The organism is uncultured Aquimarina sp. (assembly GCF_947492405.1).
Classification (GTDB): domain Bacteria; phylum Bacteroidota; class Bacteroidia; order Flavobacteriales; family Flavobacteriaceae; genus Aquimarina.
Genome location: NZ_CANLMP010000003.1, coordinates 351,894 through 371,033 on the forward strand (window position 1 = coordinate 351,894; position 19,140 = coordinate 371,033).

20 protein-coding genes are annotated in these 19,140 nt (G+C 32.7%); 10 read left to right on the forward strand and 10 right to left on the reverse strand.

What is annotated here, in order from left to right; genetic code table 11:
• The first annotated feature begins 34 nt into the window (after window positions 1–34).
• The gene (locus tag Q0829_RS13070) at window positions 35–2,668 is read left to right on the forward strand and encodes a valine--tRNA ligase (protein ID WP_298543530.1); all 2,634 of its coding nucleotides are present in this window, start codon (window positions 35–37) and stop codon (window positions 2,666–2,668) included.
• 59 nt (window positions 2,669–2,727) lie between these two features.
• On the opposite strand, the gene Q0829_RS13075 is transcribed toward Q0829_RS13070, so the two are convergent.
• The 6 genes from Q0829_RS13075 to rsfS form a co-directional block, all read right to left on the reverse strand.
• Window positions 2,728–2,997 carry an acyl-CoA-binding protein gene (locus Q0829_RS13075; RefSeq protein WP_118461391.1) on the reverse strand — a complete coding sequence of 90 codons (270 nt, stop codon included), beginning with the start codon at window positions 2,995–2,997 and terminating at the stop codon, window positions 2,728–2,730.
• 2 nt (window positions 2,998–2,999) lie between these two features.
• Window positions 3,000–3,647, reverse strand: coding sequence for a phosphatidylserine decarboxylase family protein (locus Q0829_RS13080; protein WP_298543532.1), 648 nt, complete (start codon window positions 3,645–3,647; stop codon window positions 3,000–3,002).
• Window positions 3,637–4,446, reverse strand: a complete 810-nt coding sequence (locus Q0829_RS13085) for a phosphatidate cytidylyltransferase (RefSeq protein ID WP_298543535.1) — start codon at window positions 4,444–4,446, stop codon at window positions 3,637–3,639. Before Q0829_RS13085 ends, Q0829_RS13080 begins: the two co-directional genes overlap by 11 nt.
• A gap of 1 nt (window position 4,447) precedes the next feature.
• A complete protein-coding gene (locus Q0829_RS13090; RefSeq protein WP_298543538.1) occupies window positions 4,448–5,059 on the reverse strand; it encodes an LUD domain-containing protein in 612 nt (203 codons plus the stop codon).
• 120 nt (window positions 5,060–5,179) lie between these two features.
• Window positions 5,180–7,126, reverse strand: a complete 1,947-nt coding sequence (gene ftsH / locus Q0829_RS13095) for an ATP-dependent zinc metalloprotease FtsH (protein ID WP_298543541.1) — start codon at window positions 7,124–7,126, stop codon at window positions 5,180–5,182.
• 12 nt (window positions 7,127–7,138) lie between these two features.
• On the reverse strand, window positions 7,139–7,510 hold the full coding sequence (gene rsfS / locus Q0829_RS13100; RefSeq protein ID WP_298543544.1) for a ribosome silencing factor: 372 nt from the start codon (window positions 7,508–7,510) through the stop codon (window positions 7,139–7,141).
• Window positions 7,511–7,600: 90 nt separating this feature from the next.
• Between rsfS and Q0829_RS13105 the strand changes: the two genes are divergently transcribed.
• A complete protein-coding gene (locus Q0829_RS13105; protein ID WP_298543548.1) occupies window positions 7,601–8,332 on the forward strand; it encodes a biotin--[acetyl-CoA-carboxylase] ligase in 732 nt (243 codons plus the stop codon).
• A 94-nt stretch (window positions 8,333–8,426) separates the two neighbouring features.
• On the opposite strand, the gene Q0829_RS13110 is transcribed toward Q0829_RS13105, so the two are convergent.
• Both Q0829_RS13110 and pyrE read right to left on the reverse strand, forming a co-directional pair.
• The gene (locus Q0829_RS13110; RefSeq protein WP_298543550.1) at window positions 8,427–8,819 is read right to left on the reverse strand and encodes an SRPBCC family protein; all 393 of its coding nucleotides are present in this window, start codon (window positions 8,817–8,819) and stop codon (window positions 8,427–8,429) included.
• A gap of 13 nt (window positions 8,820–8,832) precedes the next feature.
• Window positions 8,833–9,474 carry an orotate phosphoribosyltransferase gene (gene pyrE / locus Q0829_RS13115; RefSeq protein WP_298543553.1) on the reverse strand — a complete coding sequence of 214 codons (642 nt, stop codon included), beginning with the start codon at window positions 9,472–9,474 and terminating at the stop codon, window positions 8,833–8,835.
• A gap of 8 nt (window positions 9,475–9,482) precedes the next feature.
• Between pyrE and Q0829_RS13120 the strand changes: the two genes are divergently transcribed.
• The 4 genes from Q0829_RS13120 to Q0829_RS13135 all read left to right on the forward strand — a co-directional run bounded on the left by Q0829_RS13120 (window position 9,483) and on the right by Q0829_RS13135 (window position 12,437).
• Window positions 9,483–10,091: an NUDIX domain-containing protein gene (locus Q0829_RS13120; protein WP_298543555.1), complete on the forward strand. Its 609-nt coding sequence runs from the start codon at window positions 9,483–9,485 to the stop codon at window positions 10,089–10,091.
• 21 nt (window positions 10,092–10,112) lie between these two features.
• Window positions 10,113–10,691, forward strand: a complete 579-nt coding sequence (locus tag Q0829_RS13125; protein ID WP_298543559.1) for a hypothetical protein — start codon at window positions 10,113–10,115, stop codon at window positions 10,689–10,691.
• Between the two features lie 151 nt (window positions 10,692–10,842).
• Window positions 10,843–11,760 (forward strand): hypothetical protein, encoded by a 918-nt coding sequence (locus Q0829_RS13130; protein ID WP_298543561.1) that lies wholly within the window; start codon window positions 10,843–10,845, stop codon window positions 11,758–11,760.
• Window positions 11,757–12,437 carry an ABC transporter ATP-binding protein gene (locus Q0829_RS13135; protein ID WP_298543564.1) on the forward strand — a complete coding sequence of 227 codons (681 nt, stop codon included), beginning with the start codon at window positions 11,757–11,759 and terminating at the stop codon, window positions 12,435–12,437. The genes Q0829_RS13130 and Q0829_RS13135 overlap by 4 nt, the downstream gene beginning before the upstream one ends.
• 8 nt (window positions 12,438–12,445) lie before the next feature.
• On the opposite strand, the gene Q0829_RS13140 is transcribed toward Q0829_RS13135, so the two are convergent.
• The gene (locus Q0829_RS13140; RefSeq protein ID WP_298543567.1) at window positions 12,446–14,191 is read right to left on the reverse strand and encodes a M14 family metallopeptidase; all 1,746 of its coding nucleotides are present in this window, start codon (window positions 14,189–14,191) and stop codon (window positions 12,446–12,448) included.
• Window positions 14,192–14,342: 151 nt separating this feature from the next.
• Here Q0829_RS13140 and Q0829_RS13145 point away from each other — a divergent pair, with 151 nt between their 5' ends.
• From Q0829_RS13145 to Q0829_RS13160, 4 genes are read left to right on the forward strand one after another with little or no spacing between them, the layout of a single operon-like run.
• Entirely contained in the window at window positions 14,343–15,941 is a 1,599-nt protein-coding gene (locus tag Q0829_RS13145; protein ID WP_298543569.1) for a SulP family inorganic anion transporter, read from the forward strand.
• 42 nt (window positions 15,942–15,983) lie between these two features.
• Window positions 15,984–16,727: a prolipoprotein diacylglyceryl transferase family protein gene (locus Q0829_RS13150; RefSeq protein ID WP_298543572.1), complete on the forward strand. Its 744-nt coding sequence runs from the start codon at window positions 15,984–15,986 to the stop codon at window positions 16,725–16,727.
• Complete coding sequence (locus Q0829_RS13155; RefSeq protein WP_298543574.1) at window positions 16,717–18,111, forward strand: radical SAM protein; 1,395 nt, start codon at window positions 16,717–16,719, stop codon at window positions 18,109–18,111. The genes Q0829_RS13150 and Q0829_RS13155 overlap by 11 nt, the downstream gene beginning before the upstream one ends.
• Entirely contained in the window at window positions 18,108–18,326 is a 219-nt protein-coding gene (locus Q0829_RS13160; RefSeq protein WP_298543576.1) for a hypothetical protein, read from the forward strand. Before Q0829_RS13155 ends, Q0829_RS13160 begins: the two co-directional genes overlap by 4 nt.
• Here Q0829_RS13160 and Q0829_RS13165 read toward each other — a convergent pair.
• Window positions 18,323–19,087, reverse strand: a complete 765-nt coding sequence (locus Q0829_RS13165) for a class I SAM-dependent methyltransferase (RefSeq protein WP_298543578.1) — start codon at window positions 19,085–19,087, stop codon at window positions 18,323–18,325. The genes Q0829_RS13160 and Q0829_RS13165 overlap by 4 nt on opposite strands.
• Window positions 19,088–19,140 lie beyond the last annotated feature (53 nt).

A 19,140-nucleotide genomic window follows, 5' to 3' on the forward strand; every position in this document is an offset into this window, starting at 1 on the left:
TTTGCACTCTAAATTCCAAAAATCGGACCAAACTATGGCTTTAGCGGGAAAGTATGATGCAAAATCAATAGAAGATAAGTGGTATAACTACTGGATGGAGAACAATTATTTCCATTCTGAAGTTGATGAAAGAGAGGCGTATACAATTGTCATTCCTCCACCAAATGTTACAGGTGTATTACATATGGGGCATATGCTTAATAATACAATACAAGATGTATTGATCAGAAGAGCTCGTCTTAAAGGATATAATGCTTGTTGGGTTCCTGGTACTGATCACGCTTCTATTGCGACAGAGGCCAAAGTAGTGGCAAAGCTAAAAGAAGAAGGAATTGATAAAAATGACCTTACAAGAGAGGAGTTTTTAGAACATGCTTGGGAATGGACTCATAAACATGGAGGGATTATCCTGGAACAGCTTAAAAAGCTAGGTGCTTCTTGTGATTGGGAGCGTACTGCGTTTACAATGGATGACAATTTGTCTGAGTCTGTGATAAAAGTTTTTGTTGATTTATATAATAAGGGTCTTATTTATAGAGGATATAGAATGGTTAATTGGGATCCAGAAGCAAAGACTACCTTGTCCGATGAAGAAGTTATTTATGAAGAAAAACAAGGGAATCTTTACTATCTAAAGTATAAAATAGAAGGAAGTGATGATACATTAACAATTGCTACAACACGTCCGGAAACAATCATGGGCGATACTGCAATCTGTATTAACCCTAATGATACACGTTTTACACATCTAAAAGGTAAAAAAGCAATAGTTCCTGTTTCTAACAGAACTATTCCAATAATTGAAGATGAATATGTTGATATGGAGTTTGGTACAGGATGTCTTAAAGTGACTCCTGCACATGATCAAAACGATAAGGTTTTAGGAGATAAGCATAAATTAGAAGTAATAGATATCTTTAATGATGATGCTACACTTAATTCTTTTGGATTGCATTATGAAGGAAAGGATCGATTTGTGGTAAGAAAAGAGATCCTAAAAGAACTGGAAAACCTAGGTGTTCTGGAAAAAACAGAGACGCACCTTAATAAAGTTGGAACAAGTGAGCGTACTAAAGCTGTTATAGAGCCAAAGTTGAGTGATCAGTGGTTTTTAAAAATGGAAGGTTTGGCTAAACCTGCTTTAGATGCGGTTTTGGATAAAGATGTAAACCTAGTTCCAGAGAAGTTTATCAATACATATCGTCATTGGATGGAGAATGTACGAGATTGGAATATCTCTCGTCAATTATGGTGGGGGCATCAAATTCCAGCATATTTTTATGGTGATGGTAAAGAAGATTTTGTAGTTGCAGAAAGTAGGGAAGAAGCACTTGCTTTAGCAAAAGAAAAAACAGGAAATGGTTCATTAACAGATACTGATCTAACTCAGGATCCTGATGCTTTAGATACTTGGTTTTCATCTTGGCTATGGCCAATGAGTGTATTCAATGGTATTTTAGAGCCGGATAATAAAGAAATCAATTATTATTACCCTACAAATGATCTAGTAACAGCACCAGAAATTTTGTTCTTTTGGGTAGCAAGAATGATCATAGCTGGCTATGAATATAGAAAAGAAAAACCTTTTACTAATGTGTATCTTACTGGTATTGTAAGGGATAAACAAAGACGAAAAATGTCTAAGTCTTTAGGTAATTCTCCTGACCCTTTAGATTTGATATCTAAATATGGAGCTGATGCCATAAGAGTAGGTATGTTATTAAGTTCTCCAGCTGGAAACGATCTCATGTTTGATGAAGATTTATGCGATCAAGGGAGAAAATCTTTCGTAAATAAAATTTATAACTCTTATAACTTAATTAGTGGTTGGGATATAGATTCATCTATAGAGCAGCCAGAATCATCTAAAATAGCTATAACCTGGTATCGATCCAAGTTCCAAAAAGCTTTAGTAGAATTAGAGGATGCTTACTCTAAATATCGAATTAGCGATGCATTGATGATTACTTATAAGTTAGTTAGAGATGATTTTAGTGGTTGGTTATTAGAAATGATCAAACCTGCCTATCAAAGTCCCATTGATGGAAAAACGTATAAAGAAGTAATTGAGATATTAGAAGATACTCTGAAAATTGTACATCCTTTTGTTCCTTTTATTTCTGAAGAGATTTGGCAAGATATTACTAAAAGGACTCCTGAAGAAGCTTTGATTATATCCAGTTGGCCTAAGATGACCTCTGTTGATGAAAGTTTAATAAAAGAGTTCGAGATTGCAGCAGATGTGATTTCTGGAATTAGAACAATTCGTAAAGAAAAGAATATATCGTTTAAAGAAACAATTGAATTATCAGTAGTGAACAATGAAAATACTCCTGTTACTTTTGATTCAGTAATGTCTAAGCTTGGGAATGTTTCTTCTTTAAGTTATGTAGAAGATACGGTTGATGGAGCGCTTTCGTTTAGAGTAAAATCCAATGAATATTTTATTCCTATTTCCGGAGCTATAAATATTGAAGATGAGATTAAAAAACTTACGGATGAATTAGCATATACTGAAGGATTTTTAAAATCAGTTCAGAAAAAACTGCAAAATGAACGTTTTGTAAACAATGCACCTGAACAGGTTATTGCTAATGAAAGAAAGAAAGAAGCAGATGCTGAAGCTAAAATAGCTACTCTAAAATCTAGTCTTTCTAGTTTAGGATAGTTTGTTATTAAATTGAATAGATAAAAGCACTTTGATCTTAATGATTTAAAGTGCTTTTTTTATATGTCAGTAATATGTTTGTTAACCAGTTCTATGTATTTTAATTTAGCTTCTTCTGGAGTAAGATTCTTTACTTGAAACAGTGCATTTAGTTTAAATGCATTTCTAAGCTCGCTATTTCCGGATGGAGTATAAAAACCTTCTGTATATGTTGCTTGTTTATAATATGCATAGAAATGTAGCATGACGTCAGGTGGCAATTCTATTTTGGTATTGCAAGCTTTTTCAAAAGCCTTTTGGAAAGTGATATTTAATTCCTCATTAGTCATAACTATACGCTAGCAATAATACTTTCTCCTCCTTTAACTTTTTGGTTTAGTGAAACATTAACCTCTGTTCCTACAGGTAAATATACATCTACTCTGGAGCCAAATTTAATAAATCCACTATCCGAACCTTGGATTACTTTTTCGCCTTCTTTAGCATAATTTACAATTCTTTTTGCTAATGCCCCAGCAATTTGTCGATAAAGAATCTCAACAAAGCTATTTTTTACTACGACTGTTGTTCTTTCATTTTCTTCAGATGCTTTGGGATGCCAAGCAACAAGATATTTCCCAGGATGGTATTTACTGAACTTTACCTCTCCATTAATTGGATGTCTGGTGACGTGAACATTAATTGGAGACATAAAAATAGAAACTTGTAATCTTTTTTCTTTGAAATACTCTTTTTCAAATACTTCTTCTATTACTACTACTTTGCCATCTACCGGGGCTACGACTGTATTGTCATTTACATCCGTATGTCTTTTCGGATTTCTGAAAAATTGTAATATTAATATCAAAAAGACTAATGTGACCAAAAATATGGCAATGATCCATTCGTCTAACTGAATCGATACATAAGATGCCGCATTAATACCAAGAAAAAGTACTATTGCTACTGAAATAATTTTATAACCTTCTTTATGAAACATGCTTCAATATTTGTAAAAATGCATATAAAAATGGACTAGCAAATATGATGCTATCCAGACGATCAAAAATACCACCGTGTCCTGGCATTATCGATCCACTATCCTTTACTCCGGCTTGCCTTTTGAATTTAGATTGTATAAGGTCGCCTAGAGTACCAAAAATACTCATAATTATACTTATAATCAACCAGATTGTGATTGATAAGGTGTCAGAAAATATAGCTATTAAGTACCCTGCTAATAAAGTAAAAAGAAAACCTCCTATAAATCCTTCAATTGTTTTTTTGGGAGATATACGTTCCAATAACTTATGCTTTCCAAAATTTTTACCAACTAAATAAGCAAACGTATCGTTTGTCCAAATCATTAAAAGTGGTCCCGCTACCATAATAGGGTTGTATTCGTTGTCATAAGATGGTATGAGTGTTAAGAACACTATGGAGGTAATAAGGTAAAATATACTGGTAAAGTATTTTCTTTTTTCGAACATAGGAATTATCCGAATTGTAATAAGATCTCTAACTAAAAATAATTGCGTAATGATAGTAAGTCCTAAAACAATCAGAGTGATCGTATACGGTGTTTGAAAATTAGGGGTATGAAATAAGAGAAAAAATCCAATAAATATGAGGTAGAGCCAGGCTTTTTTTAAATGAATTAATTTCTGAAATTCATAAATACAGATAATACCAAATATAAGGAATACTCCGATGAAGGTGTATTTATGAATAAATATAGAAATTAATAATATCGAGATATATAAAAACCCCGATAAAGACCTTGTAAGCAGTTCCTTCATATTATAAATCTTCCAGCAGCAGCAAATATAGATTTTTTGAGCTACTTCCGTAGCTTAAGAAGTCTTTTTCTTTTTGCGGTTCGAAGTTTTTAATAGTGGTAATGTTCGAAGGAATTGAGTTTTTGTTTTTTTCTTTAATTCCTTTTAAACCTTCTCCTATACTGTTAACTAATTGACTGGTAGATGCTAGTATAACAAAGTTGTCAGGTAGTTCAGTTAGTTTTTTTTCTCTTAATTGATTAGACGAAATAAGGATTGCTCCGCTATCTGCAATAAGATACTCGCAAGTAGCAAAAAAGAATGATGAAGGTAATTTTTTTACATAGTTAAGATTGAATCCAGAAAATTTATGTTCCAGTCCCATATCGAAACAGCATACATCTTGTTCATACCAATCATTTTCTAAAAGGATCTTGTCAAAAGAATCAAGTACTTCATCCTCACTATCGCAATACAGAAATTTGCCTCCATTTCTTTTGAAATTAATCATAAAGCTTTCATCAACCGGAAGATTGATTTCGGGCATATATTTACTGCGATCTTCAGCGTGACGTTCCTTACTCTTTTGGTCTGATTTAGATTTTGAGGAAAATATTCTTCTAAATAGACTCATTTTTTAAATTCGATCGGGGATTACGGGTTAACAATACTTTCAAAGATAAAAAAATCTTAATCCAATATTCTTATTAGATTAAGATTTTTTTATTTTACTAGTAAAAATTACTATAATATATTATGAAGGTTCTATTATTGTCTCTTCTTTTTTATCAAAAGGACGCTCTCCAAAAATTTTCTCTAAATTATCTTTAAAGATAACTTCCTTTTCCAATAATACTTCTGCAAGCTCTGTTAGTTTATCCTTATTGTTTTCTAATAATTTGATAGCTCGCTGATATTGTTCTTCAATAATATTTGAAATTTCCTTATCGATAAGCTCACTTGTCTGTTCACTATAAGGTTTGGTAAAACCATATTCACTTTGACCAGAAGAATCATAATATGTTAAATTTCCAATCTTATCATTAAGACCATAGATAGTTACCATGGCACGTGCTTGTTTAGTTACTTTTTCTAAGTCACTTAAAGCTCCCGTAGAAATTTCATCAAAGATTACTTTTTCTGCTGCACGACCTCCAAGGGTTGCACACATTTCATCTAACATTTGATTAGGGCGTACTATAAGTCTTTCTTCAGGAAGATACCAGGCAGCACCCAGAGATTGTCCTCTAGGAACAATAGTTACTTTTACTAAAGGAGCAGCATGTTCTAACATCCAACTAACTGTGGCGTGACCTGCTTCGTGGAATGCAATTGCACGTTTTTCTCCAGGTGTAACTATTTTATTTTTCTTTTCTAGTCCACCAACAATTCTATCTACGGCATCAAGAAAATCTTGTTTGCCAACTGCTTTGTTTCCTTTACGAGCAGCGATAAGTGCAGCTTCATTACAAACATTCGCAATATCTGCACCAGAGAATCCAGGTGTTTGTTTGGATAAGAAGTCTGTATCTAATCCTTCTTCCTTTTTTAGAGGCTTAAGATGTACTTCAAATATTTCTTTACGTTCTCTGACATCAGGTAGGTCTACATAGATCTGTCTGTCAAAACGACCTGCTCTCATCAAGGCCTTGTCTAATACATCGGCGCGGTTAGTAGCAGCAATAACAATTACGTTAGTGTTTGTGCCGAAACCATCCATTTCCGTTAGAAGTTGGTTTAAGGTATTTTCTCTTTCATCATTAGATCCTGAGAAATTACTTTTTCCTCTTGCTCTACCAATAGCGTCAATCTCATCAATAAAAATAATAGCAGGAGATTTTTCTTTTGCCTGTTTAAAAAGATCACGAACTCTAGAAGCACCGACTCCTACAAACATTTCTACAAAATCAGATCCTGATAAAGAGAAGAAAGGTACTTTGGCTTCGCCTGCTACTGCTTTTGCTAATAAGGTCTTTCCTGTACCAGGAGGTCCTACTAATAATGCTCCTTTAGGTATTTTTCCTCCTAATGAAGTATACTTTTCAGGGTTTTTTAGGAAATCAACAATTTCTTGAACTTCCTCTTTTGCACCTTCAAGACCAGCTACATTTTCGAAAGAAACTTTTACATCTGTATTCTGATCAAAAAGTTTTGCTTTGGATTTTCCGATATTAAAGATCTGTCCTCCAGCACCTCCACCGGCGCCACCACTCATTCTTCGCATTATGAATATCCATACACCTATAATTAGTGCAAAAGGAAGTAAAGTAATAAAAAGATCACCCCACATGTTGCTTTCAGTGTCATAACCTACTTCTGTAGATACTCCATTGTCACTCTTTATTCTGGCAATATCATTCTCAAAGTTTTGCAGATCTCCAAATTCGAATTCATAATCTGGGTCATTAGGACTATGAGGTAAGATAGAATTCTTTTTGTTTTTAGAATGCTTTTCCTGGCTTTTCGCTTCTTGAGTCAGAAAAACCTTTGCTTTTCTTCTATTAATGATCAATACGCGTTCTACTTCGCCGTTACTTAAGAAATTATTAAAATCTGAAGGGGTGGTTTCGGGAGCTGATCCCATATTACTACCACCTAAAAAATTTAATGCTAAAAATCCAACAATTATAATTGCATAAATCCAATATGCACTGAATTTTGGTTTTTTATTAGGTTCTATTTTTTTATTTTCTTTAGCCATTTACGCTTTTTTTTAATAGTTTGTTTCGATAGTTGTTGTTTTCGCATCTCCCCATAATCCTTCGATATCATAAAATTCTCTGATATGTTTTTGGAAAACATGTACAACTACATTTACGTAATCAATTAATACCCATTCTGCATTTTCGCTTCCTTCAATATGCCAAGGTTTGTCTTTAAGTGATTTGCTTACTGTTTTTTGGATGGAATTAACAATGGCATTTACTTGGGTATTAGAGGTTCCGTTACAAATAACAAAATAATTACAAACGGTATTTTCGATTTCTCTTAAATCTAATATACTAATGTCATTACCCTTTACTTCTTCAATACCTTTAATAATTTGAGTTATTAATTGATCAGTACCGATTTCTTTTTTAGTCATGCATTTTTTTAATTTGTGTAAAGTTATTACTTTTTATGGTTTTAATGTTCGTATTTATGGACATTTGTAAAAACTTTCACATCGTTATTTATGGATATAATCAAAGTTGATGCCATTGACTCTACAAATACTTTTCTTCGGGATATGAATCGCGAGAAAAATTTAACCAAACCTGTTTGTGTTGTAGCAAAAGAACAACTGAAAGGTAAAGGGCAAATAGGAACAACTTGGCAAAGTAACCCAGGAGAAAACCTTACGTGTAGTGTGTTTATGCCTGTTGGTGAACTAGATGTGATAGATCAGTTTTATATTTCTATGTCAGTTTCTTTAGCAGTATATGATGTTTTGGAAACGTTAATGCTCCCTAAATTATCTATAAAATGGCCAAACGACATTCTGTCAGACAGGTTTAAGATTTGTGGGATATTAATAGAAAATGTTGTTAATAATGGCAGATTAAGAGGAGCTATTGTGGGTGTCGGAATTAATGTAAATCAACAAAACTTTGATAATCTTCCGCGTGCAGGGTCAATTAAGAAACTTTTAGGAAAGAGTTTTAGTTTAGACGAAATACTATCCGTACTGTTAGCAAAGTTAGAATATCGATTTTCAATACTTAATACTGCTGTCTTTACAAGCCTTAAGAAAGAATATGAATCACTGCTTTTTAGAAAAAACAAGCCCTCTACATTTTTAGATGCAAAGGGCAATTCTTTTGTTGGTATCATACAAGACGTTACTACATTCGGGAAACTTCAAATACTTTTAGAGGATGAAATCATACAAAGTTTTGATCTTAAAGAAGTAAGTCTGCTTTATTAGTTAATGAGTAAGTACGTTTTTTTATGACTCAGAAAAAGGTAAAGAATTAAATTTTTAAGCTTCAAAAAATTAATATTTTACTCATAAACTACTTTTATAATTTACCTATATTTTCACTTAATGTATTAATGAAGTTTTGGATTGGGTTCTTAATCATCATACCCATCATTGCATTAAACTGACCTTCAAAAATAAGTTGAGTTGTACTTTTTCCTCCTTCTGTGTCTGCAATATTTGCAGTAAGTGTAAAAGGTAGTTTTTCGCTAGCTGCACCAAGAATGACAGTCGAATGTTCCGTACTTCCTTTTTGTTCTAATACAATTTCTGGCATTCCTTTTAATTGAAAAAGAAATCTTGAGTCGCTTAGTTTTTCAAACTTTTGTTTGCTTTCTGGCATTAGTTGTTCGAAGTTTTCAACTTTTGTTAAAAATTCAAATACTTCTTGTTGAGTTTTTTCTACAGTAACTGTAGGGCTTTCTAAATTCATTGAGATTAAAAATTTATTGATTCCACGCTGCTGGATTAATTCTCCAGTTTTGTAGTGTTTTTTGTTGTTCTTCTGTAATGTAATTAGTATCTAATGCTTGTTCCAGAAGGTTTTCATAATTACTTAAAGTGTGCAAAGATAATGCCGCTTCTTCAAAGTTTTTTGATGCAATGTCGAAACCATAATTAAAAATGGCTACCATTCCTTTTACATTCGCGTTTACTTCATTTAGAGCTTTTACTGCATTAAGACTACTTTTTCCTGTACTTATGAGATCTTCTACTACCACTACATTCTTTCCTGAAGGTACAATTCCTTCTATTTGATTTTTTCTTCCGTGTTTTTTTGCTTCTGGTCGGACATAAATAAATGGCAGATTTAATTGCTCTGCCACAAGCATTCCGATACCAATAGCACCAGTGGCGACACCGGCTATTACATCAGGCTTTCCATACTTCTCTTCAATAAATTTTGCAAGGTTTTCTCTTAAGAAATTGCGAATAACTGGATATGAGAGTGTAACACGATTGTCACAATAGATCGGAGATTTCCATCCTGAAGCCCAAGTAAAAGGTTCTTGCGGTTGTAATTTAATTGCATTAATTTGCAATAATAGCTCAGCAGTTTTTTTTGCTGTATTTTTATCAAAAATCATAGTTGCAAATGTATAAAGTTTTTGTGAATAATACGCCTATTATTCTATCTACAAAAAAGGTAATTGAAGATTATGAAACAATTCATATCAAAGAAGTAGAATTTCCTAAAATTATTAGAAATATTTTACGAAAAGAAGATGAAGGTGTAGAAGCAAAATATCATTTCTATCATAAAGTTGAAGATAAACTTTTAGAGCATCTGTATGCTAAATTACCTGTCGTTGTAGCAGGAGGTGGGAAAGTATATAATGCTGATAAGGAGATTTTATTTATTAAACGTAATGGTAAATGGGATTTGCCAAAAGGAAAAGTAGAGAAAAAAGAACATTTAGAAACTGCTGCAATTCGCGAGGTAGAAGAGGAAACAGGAGTTACAGGATTAGAAATCACGAAGTTTTTATACAAAACATTTCATGTGTTTAAAAGAAATGGAGAGTTTCGGCTTAAGGTAACGTATTGGTTTGAGATGAAAACAGAGTTTGACGGTGTTTTAATACCTCAGAAAAGCGAAGGAATCACCAAAGTGAAATGGAAAAACAGAAAAAAAGCGAAAAAAGCATTAACGAACTCATATGCGAATATAAAAAAGCTTTTTTCGCACGATTATTTATCTTAAGTAATTTCTAATACTGTTTAAATGAAGTTAGTTTTAAAAATAATATTCTTTCTTTTTGTTGTCTTCGCTACTCAAGATATATTAGCTCAGAGAGCAAATCAAAAAATTATTTTTAATTATGAAGATTCGGGTTATTTTTCAGGACCAGGATATAGTAGCATAGAGATTGTAATGGAAAGAACAGGACGCTATTGTGAAATTAGTGTCTTTACGGATGGCAGAGGGCAGTATTATCGTGCTGAAACCGAAAAATGGAGAAGAACCCTTGCAGCAACACAAACGAAAGAAGATTCCTTAAAGTTAATGAAAAACGCTCCAAAGGACTTGATTACTAGGAATACTTACGAATTGACAGTTGAAGAGTTTGAAAATATAGAAAAAACAATTGCTAGTATTGATTCTTCGAAGATTTATGAGCATATAGGAATGGCTTTTAGCGATGGTTATAGCTGCGAGATTGAGTATGGTAATTCTTTTAATAGCATAAAATATAAAGTACACTCTCCTGGATTTAAAGGTAAAAATAGAAGTCCAAATTTTTCTAAAGCCTGTAGACTGATTTTAGAAGCTGCATATATTAAACCTAGAAAGATATTGTAGGTTACAATATTATTGAATTGTTGGTTTTTATGATGGCGTAATTTGGTGAAAGATTTACGCTATTTAGCTCAAGAAATAAAAAAGATTGTAACTTTTATATTCATTAGATGACATATGATATGCATTCTTTTTGTTTAAAAAATAACAATCTTTGAGGTATTATTATCAATTACAATATAAACGTATTCATAGAAGTTTTAAGGATTTCGGAACAGAGCCTTTTATAGGGTATCCAATCATTGTAATGTTATTTTATTGGTTGTCTTCTGTTTTTTTTGATCGGGTAGTATACGCTAACTATGTATACGTTCTTATCGGTGCAATTTTTGCTTATAGTTTTAGTAATCCAGAACATAGCAAATTTGTTAAACAGCATTTTTCGACTTCCGGTCACCTTAAAATTACGGTGTTAAATAACCTTATAAAAGTGACACCATTTGCAATGTTTTTAGTGTGTAAAATGTATTATTTAGAAACGTTACTAATCTGTTTATTAGCATTTTTTATTTCGTTTATGAAGAAAAGAAGTAGCACTTCTATAATAATACCTACACCTTTTGGGAAAAAACCTGCTGAGTTTATTATAGGGTTTCGTAAAACGTTTTGGCTATTCTTTTTGATCTATAGTTTGACTTTTATAGCAGTTTTTAAAGGTAATTTTAACTTGGGTGTATTTTCCTTAGTCTCAGTTTTTTTAGTATGCTCAAGTTATTATATGAAACCAGATCCCGAATTTTATATTTGGATACACGCTATGAATGCCAAGGAATTTCTAAAATATAAAATGCTAATAGCATTTAAGTATAGTTTACTATTAACGCTTCCTATTCTTGTTGTGTTATCAATTTTTTATCTCGATCAGATGCATATAACCTTAATTTTCCTGGGTATGGGTTGGTTGTATTTGATTATGTATATATTAATACGGTACGCTTTTCAGAATCAAGGACTAGAAATGTTGCAAGGAATCATAGGAGTGTTATGTCTTTTGTTTCCTCCTGTTATGATCATTGCGATACCTTATTTCTATACGAAAGCTATTCATAATTTAGAGCTCTTATTGAAATGATAAATATTAAATCATTACACAAATATTACGGTAATAAGCAAGTGCTTCAGGATATTAATTTAACCTTTAATTCAGGAGAAATTCACGGTATTGTAGGAGAGAATGGAGCCGGAAAAACTACCTTGTTTAACTCTATGTCTGGTATGGAAAGTTTCGATGGAACGGTAGAATATTCAAAAGGAGAAATAAAGAATTCAATGGGTTTTTTGCCAACCAACCCATATTTTTTGTCTAAAATCACAGGAAAAGAATATTTACGATTATTGTGTAATGCAAGAAATATTGAAGAGGTTAATTTTAAAGAAAAAAATATTTTTGATTTACCCTTAGATCAATATGCAGAAACCTATTCTACTGGAATGAAAAAGAAATTAGCATTAACAGGTGTTTTATTGCAGAATAATGACATTTTTATTCTTGATGAACCATTTAATGGAGTCGATATATATAGCAATACAATTATTAACCAGGTGTTAACCAAGCTAAAGGAGCTTAATAAAATAGTGGTTTTGTCATCGCATATTTTTTCTACGCTATATGAAACATGTGATTATCTACATTATTTAAAAAATGGTAAAATCATAAAAAGTGTAGGTAAAACCCAATTTGAAAGTATTGAAAAAGAGATGCAAGCTTCTGGTATAGGAGTAAAAATAGATAAGTTGAATTTAAAATAAAATAGCAACTACTTTAAAATTCTGTAAACAGGATATCTCATATGTGCTTTTTCATAAGCGTCAGATTGTTTATGAATCCAATCTAGTTGGGCATACCAATTCTTGGCAAAAGTCGTGTCTTTTTTCTTTTCTTCGAATTGCTGTTTTAGCTTTTCATCATTTTTCAAGAGTTCTAATGCTTTGTCTTCCCAAACATATGGAGAGAAACCTTCTTTCTGTTGTAAAATTGTGTCAAAGAAATTCCAGTTAAAAAATGAATCAGGAGCTTCTGGTTCCAGAGTTTCTGTTAAATACCTAAACCCTTTTTGGTTAGTAGGGATGATAAGGTCTCCTTTGTTAAAAGTGATAGTTTCTTTGCTTTTACTAATTGTAGTTGAATAATGCAAATAATGACCTTCATAAGGTGTTTTTCGACTTTTATACTCGACGATATGATATACTTCTACTGATATGGTCGAATCTTTTTCTAAAGCTTTGTATGATATTTGATTAAGGTCTAATTTTTCAATCACATTCCACCATCCTTTTGGGATTACATATGCATTGGGTATTTTGATTTCCGAAGTAGGTGTAAAATAATTTTGGTATCGTACTTCTTTAGTATATGGTTTATTCTGATCGTATTTTAATCGTTTCGCTCCAGTAATCTCACTGTCAATATAGGTTCCATCATATCCCTTAAAATTAAACTTGGTAGCTTTAGTTGTATCTACTTTCCAGTTTACTGGATACGTTTTTTGTTTTGGTAAATCCGTGAAAGCTTGCTCACGAAGTGATCTGATTTTTTCCCCATCTTTTTCGGTAATATCGATCATTGATTTCATTAATTCATAAGTACCTTCTACTCTTGGTTTGTATGGCTTCAGCATGTGTGTTTCTACCATCATACCCAAAGTATTCCATAAAGTTGTATATCCGGTAGAATACCTGGGAGAATCCATAAACTGGGTCCAACCTTTGTCTGGAGTTGTTCCCCACACATTTACATAAGGCGTTATATCCCAGTTTTTGGTCGTTAAGGAAGCTTCTAACTTTGGATGCATTTCATTGTGTAAATAGTTTCCGAGTGCTCCATTCAGTTTGTTGTGTTGGGTGAATAAGTGAGTTAGTGTATATTGATAATCAGCGCCGTTACTTACATGATTATCAATAAAAACATCAGGCTGTACTACATGGAAAATCTTGGCAAAAGTTTGTGCATTTTTTGTGTCGTTCTTGATAAAATCACGATTCAGATCATAATTACGGGCATTTCCTCTAAAACCATATGCTTTTGGGCCATTTTGATTAGTACGAGTTCCAGTATTACGATTTAATGCACCACCAATATTGTAAATAGGGATTGCTACTAAAACGGTGTTTTTTGGAGCTTCTATAGTTCCTTTAGCAATATCTCTAAAAAGAAGCATAGTAGCATCAATACCATCACTTTCTCCAGGATGGATTCCGTTATTAATTAGTAAAATGCGTTTCGTTTGTCGAATCTTTTCGAAATTAAATTCTTTATCAGGATTCAGAGTAATAATGTGTAATGGGTTACCGCTATCTGTCATACCTATTTCCTGAATATTGATTTCGGGATAAGTTTCAGAAAGATTTTTATAATAGGTAATAACTTCTGGATAGGTGGGTGTTTCGGTACCATCACTTTTTTCGAAAATTGTTGTGAAATCTATATTTTCAACGTATTTCTTTTCAGAAGTGTTACAAGAGAAAATTATTAATATACTGATAGTGAGAACTGTAAATCGCATAAGGTATGTGTGTGAGGGATAAATATACTAAGTTTTAGCATTTATGAATCTTCTATAACGTTTTAGTTAAGTTTTGGAAATAGATAGAAGGTGATTTTACTTGTCAAGACATAAAATAACTGTATTTTTGCACCCTCAAAATAGACTGATTATGACTGAGTTTGTAAGAAAAAGAGTGGCAAATGCCAAAAATGATATTCTATCCGGATTGACTGTGGCTTTAGCTTTAGTTCCAGAAGCAGTGGCTTTTGCTTTTGTTGCAGGAGTGGATCCTTTGGTGGGATTATACGCAGCTTTTATGATTGGGTTGATCACTTCTATTTTTGGAGGACGTCCTGGTATGATTTCGGGAGCGACCGGAGCACTAGCTGTAGTAATGGTAAGTCTTGTGGCAGAAGGGAATGCAATGGGTGCTGAAGGAGAACAATTAGGGTTGTATTATCTTTTTGCTACCGTGATATTGATGGGATTTATTCAAATGTTAGCTGGTGTTTTTAAGCTGGGTAAATTTGTACGTTTAATACCACATCCAGTAATGATGGGGTTTGTGAATGGTTTGGCGATCGTTATTTTTCTTTCTCAGTTAGGTATGTTTAAGGAGTATGTGGGCGGAGAAAAAGCTTGGATGCAAGGATCAAATTTGCTCTTAATGCTTGGTTTTGTCATCTTAACTATGGCAATAATGTGGGGATTACCTAAAATAAAAGCAACCGCTAAGTTACCAGAAGCGTTAATAGCAATATTAGTAGTTTCTGCAATTGTAATCCTTGGTAAATTAGATGTAGCCACCGTAGGTAGTTTTATTAGAGATGGAGGAGGAGAAGGATTAAAAGGAGGATTACCTCAGTTTCAGTTTGATATTTTTAATAAAGTGCCTATGACCTGGGAAACATTTAAGTTTATAGGTCCGTATGCTTTGATTCTGGCAGCTATTGGTTTGATAGAGTCCTTGATGACATTAAACTTAATTGATGAATTAACTGAGACACGCGGAAATTCTAATAGAGAATGTCTTGCTCAAGGTGGCGCTAATATTGTTACCGGTCTTTTTGGCGGAATGGGAGGTTGCGCTATGATTGGACAATCAATTATCAATATTAAAGGTGGTGGACGAACTCGTTTGTCCGGAATTGTCGCGGCTGTTACTTTATTGATGTTTATATTGTTTGCTTCCGGATTAATCGAGCAAGTTCCTATAGCAGCATTGGTAGGAGTTATGTTTATGGTAGTAATTGGTACATTCGCTTGGTCTAGTTTTAGAATATTGAATAAAATTCCATTAACGGATGCTATTGTTCTGATTTCTGTATCATTACTAACCGTGTTTTTTGATTTAGCGGTGGCTGTGATTGCAGGAGTAATTATGTCTGCATTGGCGTTTGCATGGGAAAATGCTAAGAAAATTCGTGCAAGAAAACATATTAAAGAAGATGGTACCAAGGTTTACGAAATTTGGGGCCCTTTATTCTTTGGGAGTATTCAGGCATTTAATTCTAAATTTGATGTAGCTAATGATCCGGAAAACGTAGAAATTGATTTTATAGAATCACGTGTAAGTGATCACTCGGCATTAGAAGCTATTTTTAATTTGGTTGGCAAATATGAAGAAGCTGGCAAAAAAGTTCGTGTAAAACACTTAAGCGAAGAGTGCCAGGCATTGATGATTAAAGCCTCACCTAGACTAGCTAGTGTTATAGAACATGATATTGATGATCCAAGATATCATGTGATGGCTAAGGCGATGAAATAAATAAAACGTATATTTCGATTTCTGAATCGAAGAAAATATTAAATGGATATTCCTTTTGAACCTGTAGTTTTTGGTATTAAAGTGAATATCCATTTGGTTTTAGAATATGTAGCTTTCTTTGTAGGGTTTCGTTACTATGTGTTTTTAAAAAAGAATGCAATAGACCCAATATCTTCTTCTAATAGGTTGTCAATTATTATAGGTGCAGTTTTTGGAGCATTTTTAGGATCAAGAGTCATTGGTTTTTTAGAAACCCCTTCTTTTTTATCATTTAATCTAGAGTATTTAGTTCAGTTGTTAAGCGCTAAAACTATTATGGGTGGTCTTTTTGGAGGCTTGCTAGGAGTAGAAATAGCCAAGAAAATTATCGGAGAAAAAAAATCCTCGGGTGATTTATTCACGTTTCCTATTATATTAGGAATAATAGTAGGAAGAATAGGATGCTTTCTGGCTGGTATCAATGAGTTTACTTACGGAAAAGAGACATCTACTTTTTTAGGAATGGATTTAGGCGATGGTTTATTTAGATATCCAATTGCACTTTTCGAAGTAGTTTTTCTAATAGTGTTATGGATTGTTTTAAAACGACTTCAAAATAAATTCAATTCAGAATCTGGAAAGCTTTTTAAGTGTTTTATGATTTCTTATTTTCTATTTCGTTTTTTGATAGAGTTTTTAAAACCAAATACTTTTTTAATTTTAGGGCTTAGTAGTATTCAGTATTTATGTATCTTATGCTTGATTTACTACCAAAAAACTATCCGAAAATTCTTTTATGCCAACTAGAAATTATACGTATTACGATTTTACATTAAGTTTATGTCCTACCTGTCTTAAGAGAATTGATGCCAAAATTGTTTTTGAAGATGATAAGGTTTTTATGCTAAAACGATGTCCGGAACACGGCAGGTCTAAAGTGTTGATAGCAGATGATATCGAATATTATAAGAATATCAGAAATTATAACAAACCTTCAGAGTTTCCTTATAAATTTAATACAACAACTGATTACGGATGTCCATATGATTGTGGGTTATGCCCTGATCATGAGCAGCATTCTTGTTTATCTATTATCGAGGTTACAGATAGATGTAATTTGACCTGCCCTACTTGTTATGCATCTTCATCACCTCATTACGGCAGACACCGAACATTAGATGAAATAAAGAAAATGTTGGATACCATTGTCGAGAATGAGAAAGAACCCGATGTTGTTCAGATTAGTGGTGGTGAACCAACGATACATCCTCAGTTTTTTGAGATACTTGATTATGCAAAACAATTACCTATTCGGCATCTGATGGTGAATACAAATGGTGTTAGAATTGCTAAAGATATTGGATTTACTGAGCGATTAGCGAGTTATATGCCTGATTTCGAAATTTATTTGCAGTTTGATTCTTTAAAAGCTGAGGTTTTGGAAAAGCTAAGAGGTGAAGATCTTACTAAGATTAGAAAGCAAGCAATTGAAAACTTAAATCAATTTAATCTTTCTACCACGCTAGTGGTTACCTTAGAAAAGGGATTAAATGATTCGGAAATAGGAGAAATCATCACCTTTGCTACTAAGCAGAAATCTGTAAGAGGAGTGACATTACAGCCTACACAAATTGCTGGTAGATTAGAGGGTTTTGATGATCAGGAGAGTCGAATAACTTTGACAGAAGTACGTAGAAAAATATTAGAACAGTTTCCTGTTTTTGAATCTGATGATTTAATTCCAGTTCCATGTAATCCGGATGCTTTGGTAATGGGATATGCATTGAAGAATGAGGAAGGGATCATTCCTTTAACTCGCTACATTAATCCTACTGATTTGTTAGATAATGGTAAGAATACTATTGTTTATGAGCAGGATACCGAATTGCATGGTAAAATGCTGGAATTGTTTAGTACAGGTAATTCTGTAGATGTAGCTTCAGAGAATCTTAAATCTATTATGTGTTGTTTGCCAGAGATTGATGCACCGGATTTAGGATATGACAATCTATTTAGGGTTATTATCATGCAATTTATTGATGCGTATAATTTTGATGTAAGAGCTATTAAAAAATCGTGTGTCCATATAGTGAATAAGGATTATAAAATTATCCCTTTTGAGACGATGAATCTTTTTTATAGAGATGATAAAAGAGAATATCTTGAACAATTAAGAAAAGAAACAATATGATAACAAATTCAATTTTATTAGAAGTGGGGAATCTTGATGGGTTGATTTATTTGATATTATTAATATTACTAGGTCCTCCGATATTTTTAGCACTTATAGGATTAATTCTCTTTAGAACTAAAAACCGCATAGCGGGAAAAGTCTTTTTCATTCTTGCAGGAGTCTATCTTGTAGTTGGATTAGGGATTTGCGGAGCATTGATAAGTCAAAATTAATCTTTTTCTAAGAGATACATATGTTCATTCAAAATTTGGTTCTTGTCTTTGATACCAAATTCTGAAGCATAAGTTTTTGCTAAACTATATTCATCAACGTGTTCTTTTAAGATATATCCATCGATGTTTTCATAATATGAATTGGATATGGTTTGATGTGAAAAAGAGTCGTTAGTGTCGTTGTGACTATCAAAATAATGAAGTAGTCTCTTGTAAACTTCGGTGGTTTCTATTTCTGGAAGATAGGATACACTTCCTACGATATCACCTGGTTGTTGTAAATTTTGGAAAACCTTGAATAATTTTTTTGTTGTTTGTTGGTCTAAAAAGAATAGTACTCCTTCTAATAGTATAAAAACAGGCTCTTTTTTTATAAGCGGTTTTAGAGATTGTATGATTTCTTCTTCCGAAAGCGTGTTAAAATCTATTGATACGTATAGTATGTCACGATTAGGTAACTTTTCTTCTTGAATCCATTGATCTATTTTTTTCTTTTTGTAGTCAATAATATCTTTTTTATCAATCTCAATAGTCGAAACGTTATCATTCATTAAGAATTGATACATGCTAAAACCAGATCCAAAATTTATGAGAGTTCCACCTTTATTATTTTCAAAAAAATATTTCATGCTTTCGTAAAAAAATCTATTCCTAAGGCTGTGTAGAATTGCTTCATATGCAGAAACGCTTTCAAGAATTTCAGGAATCAAACTATCGGTAGCAGCGTTGTTCCAAAGTTTAGCATATATGTCTTTACTCACATTTTCATGTTGTGATCTATATGTAGATACTACGAAGGCGGTTTCATGGATTT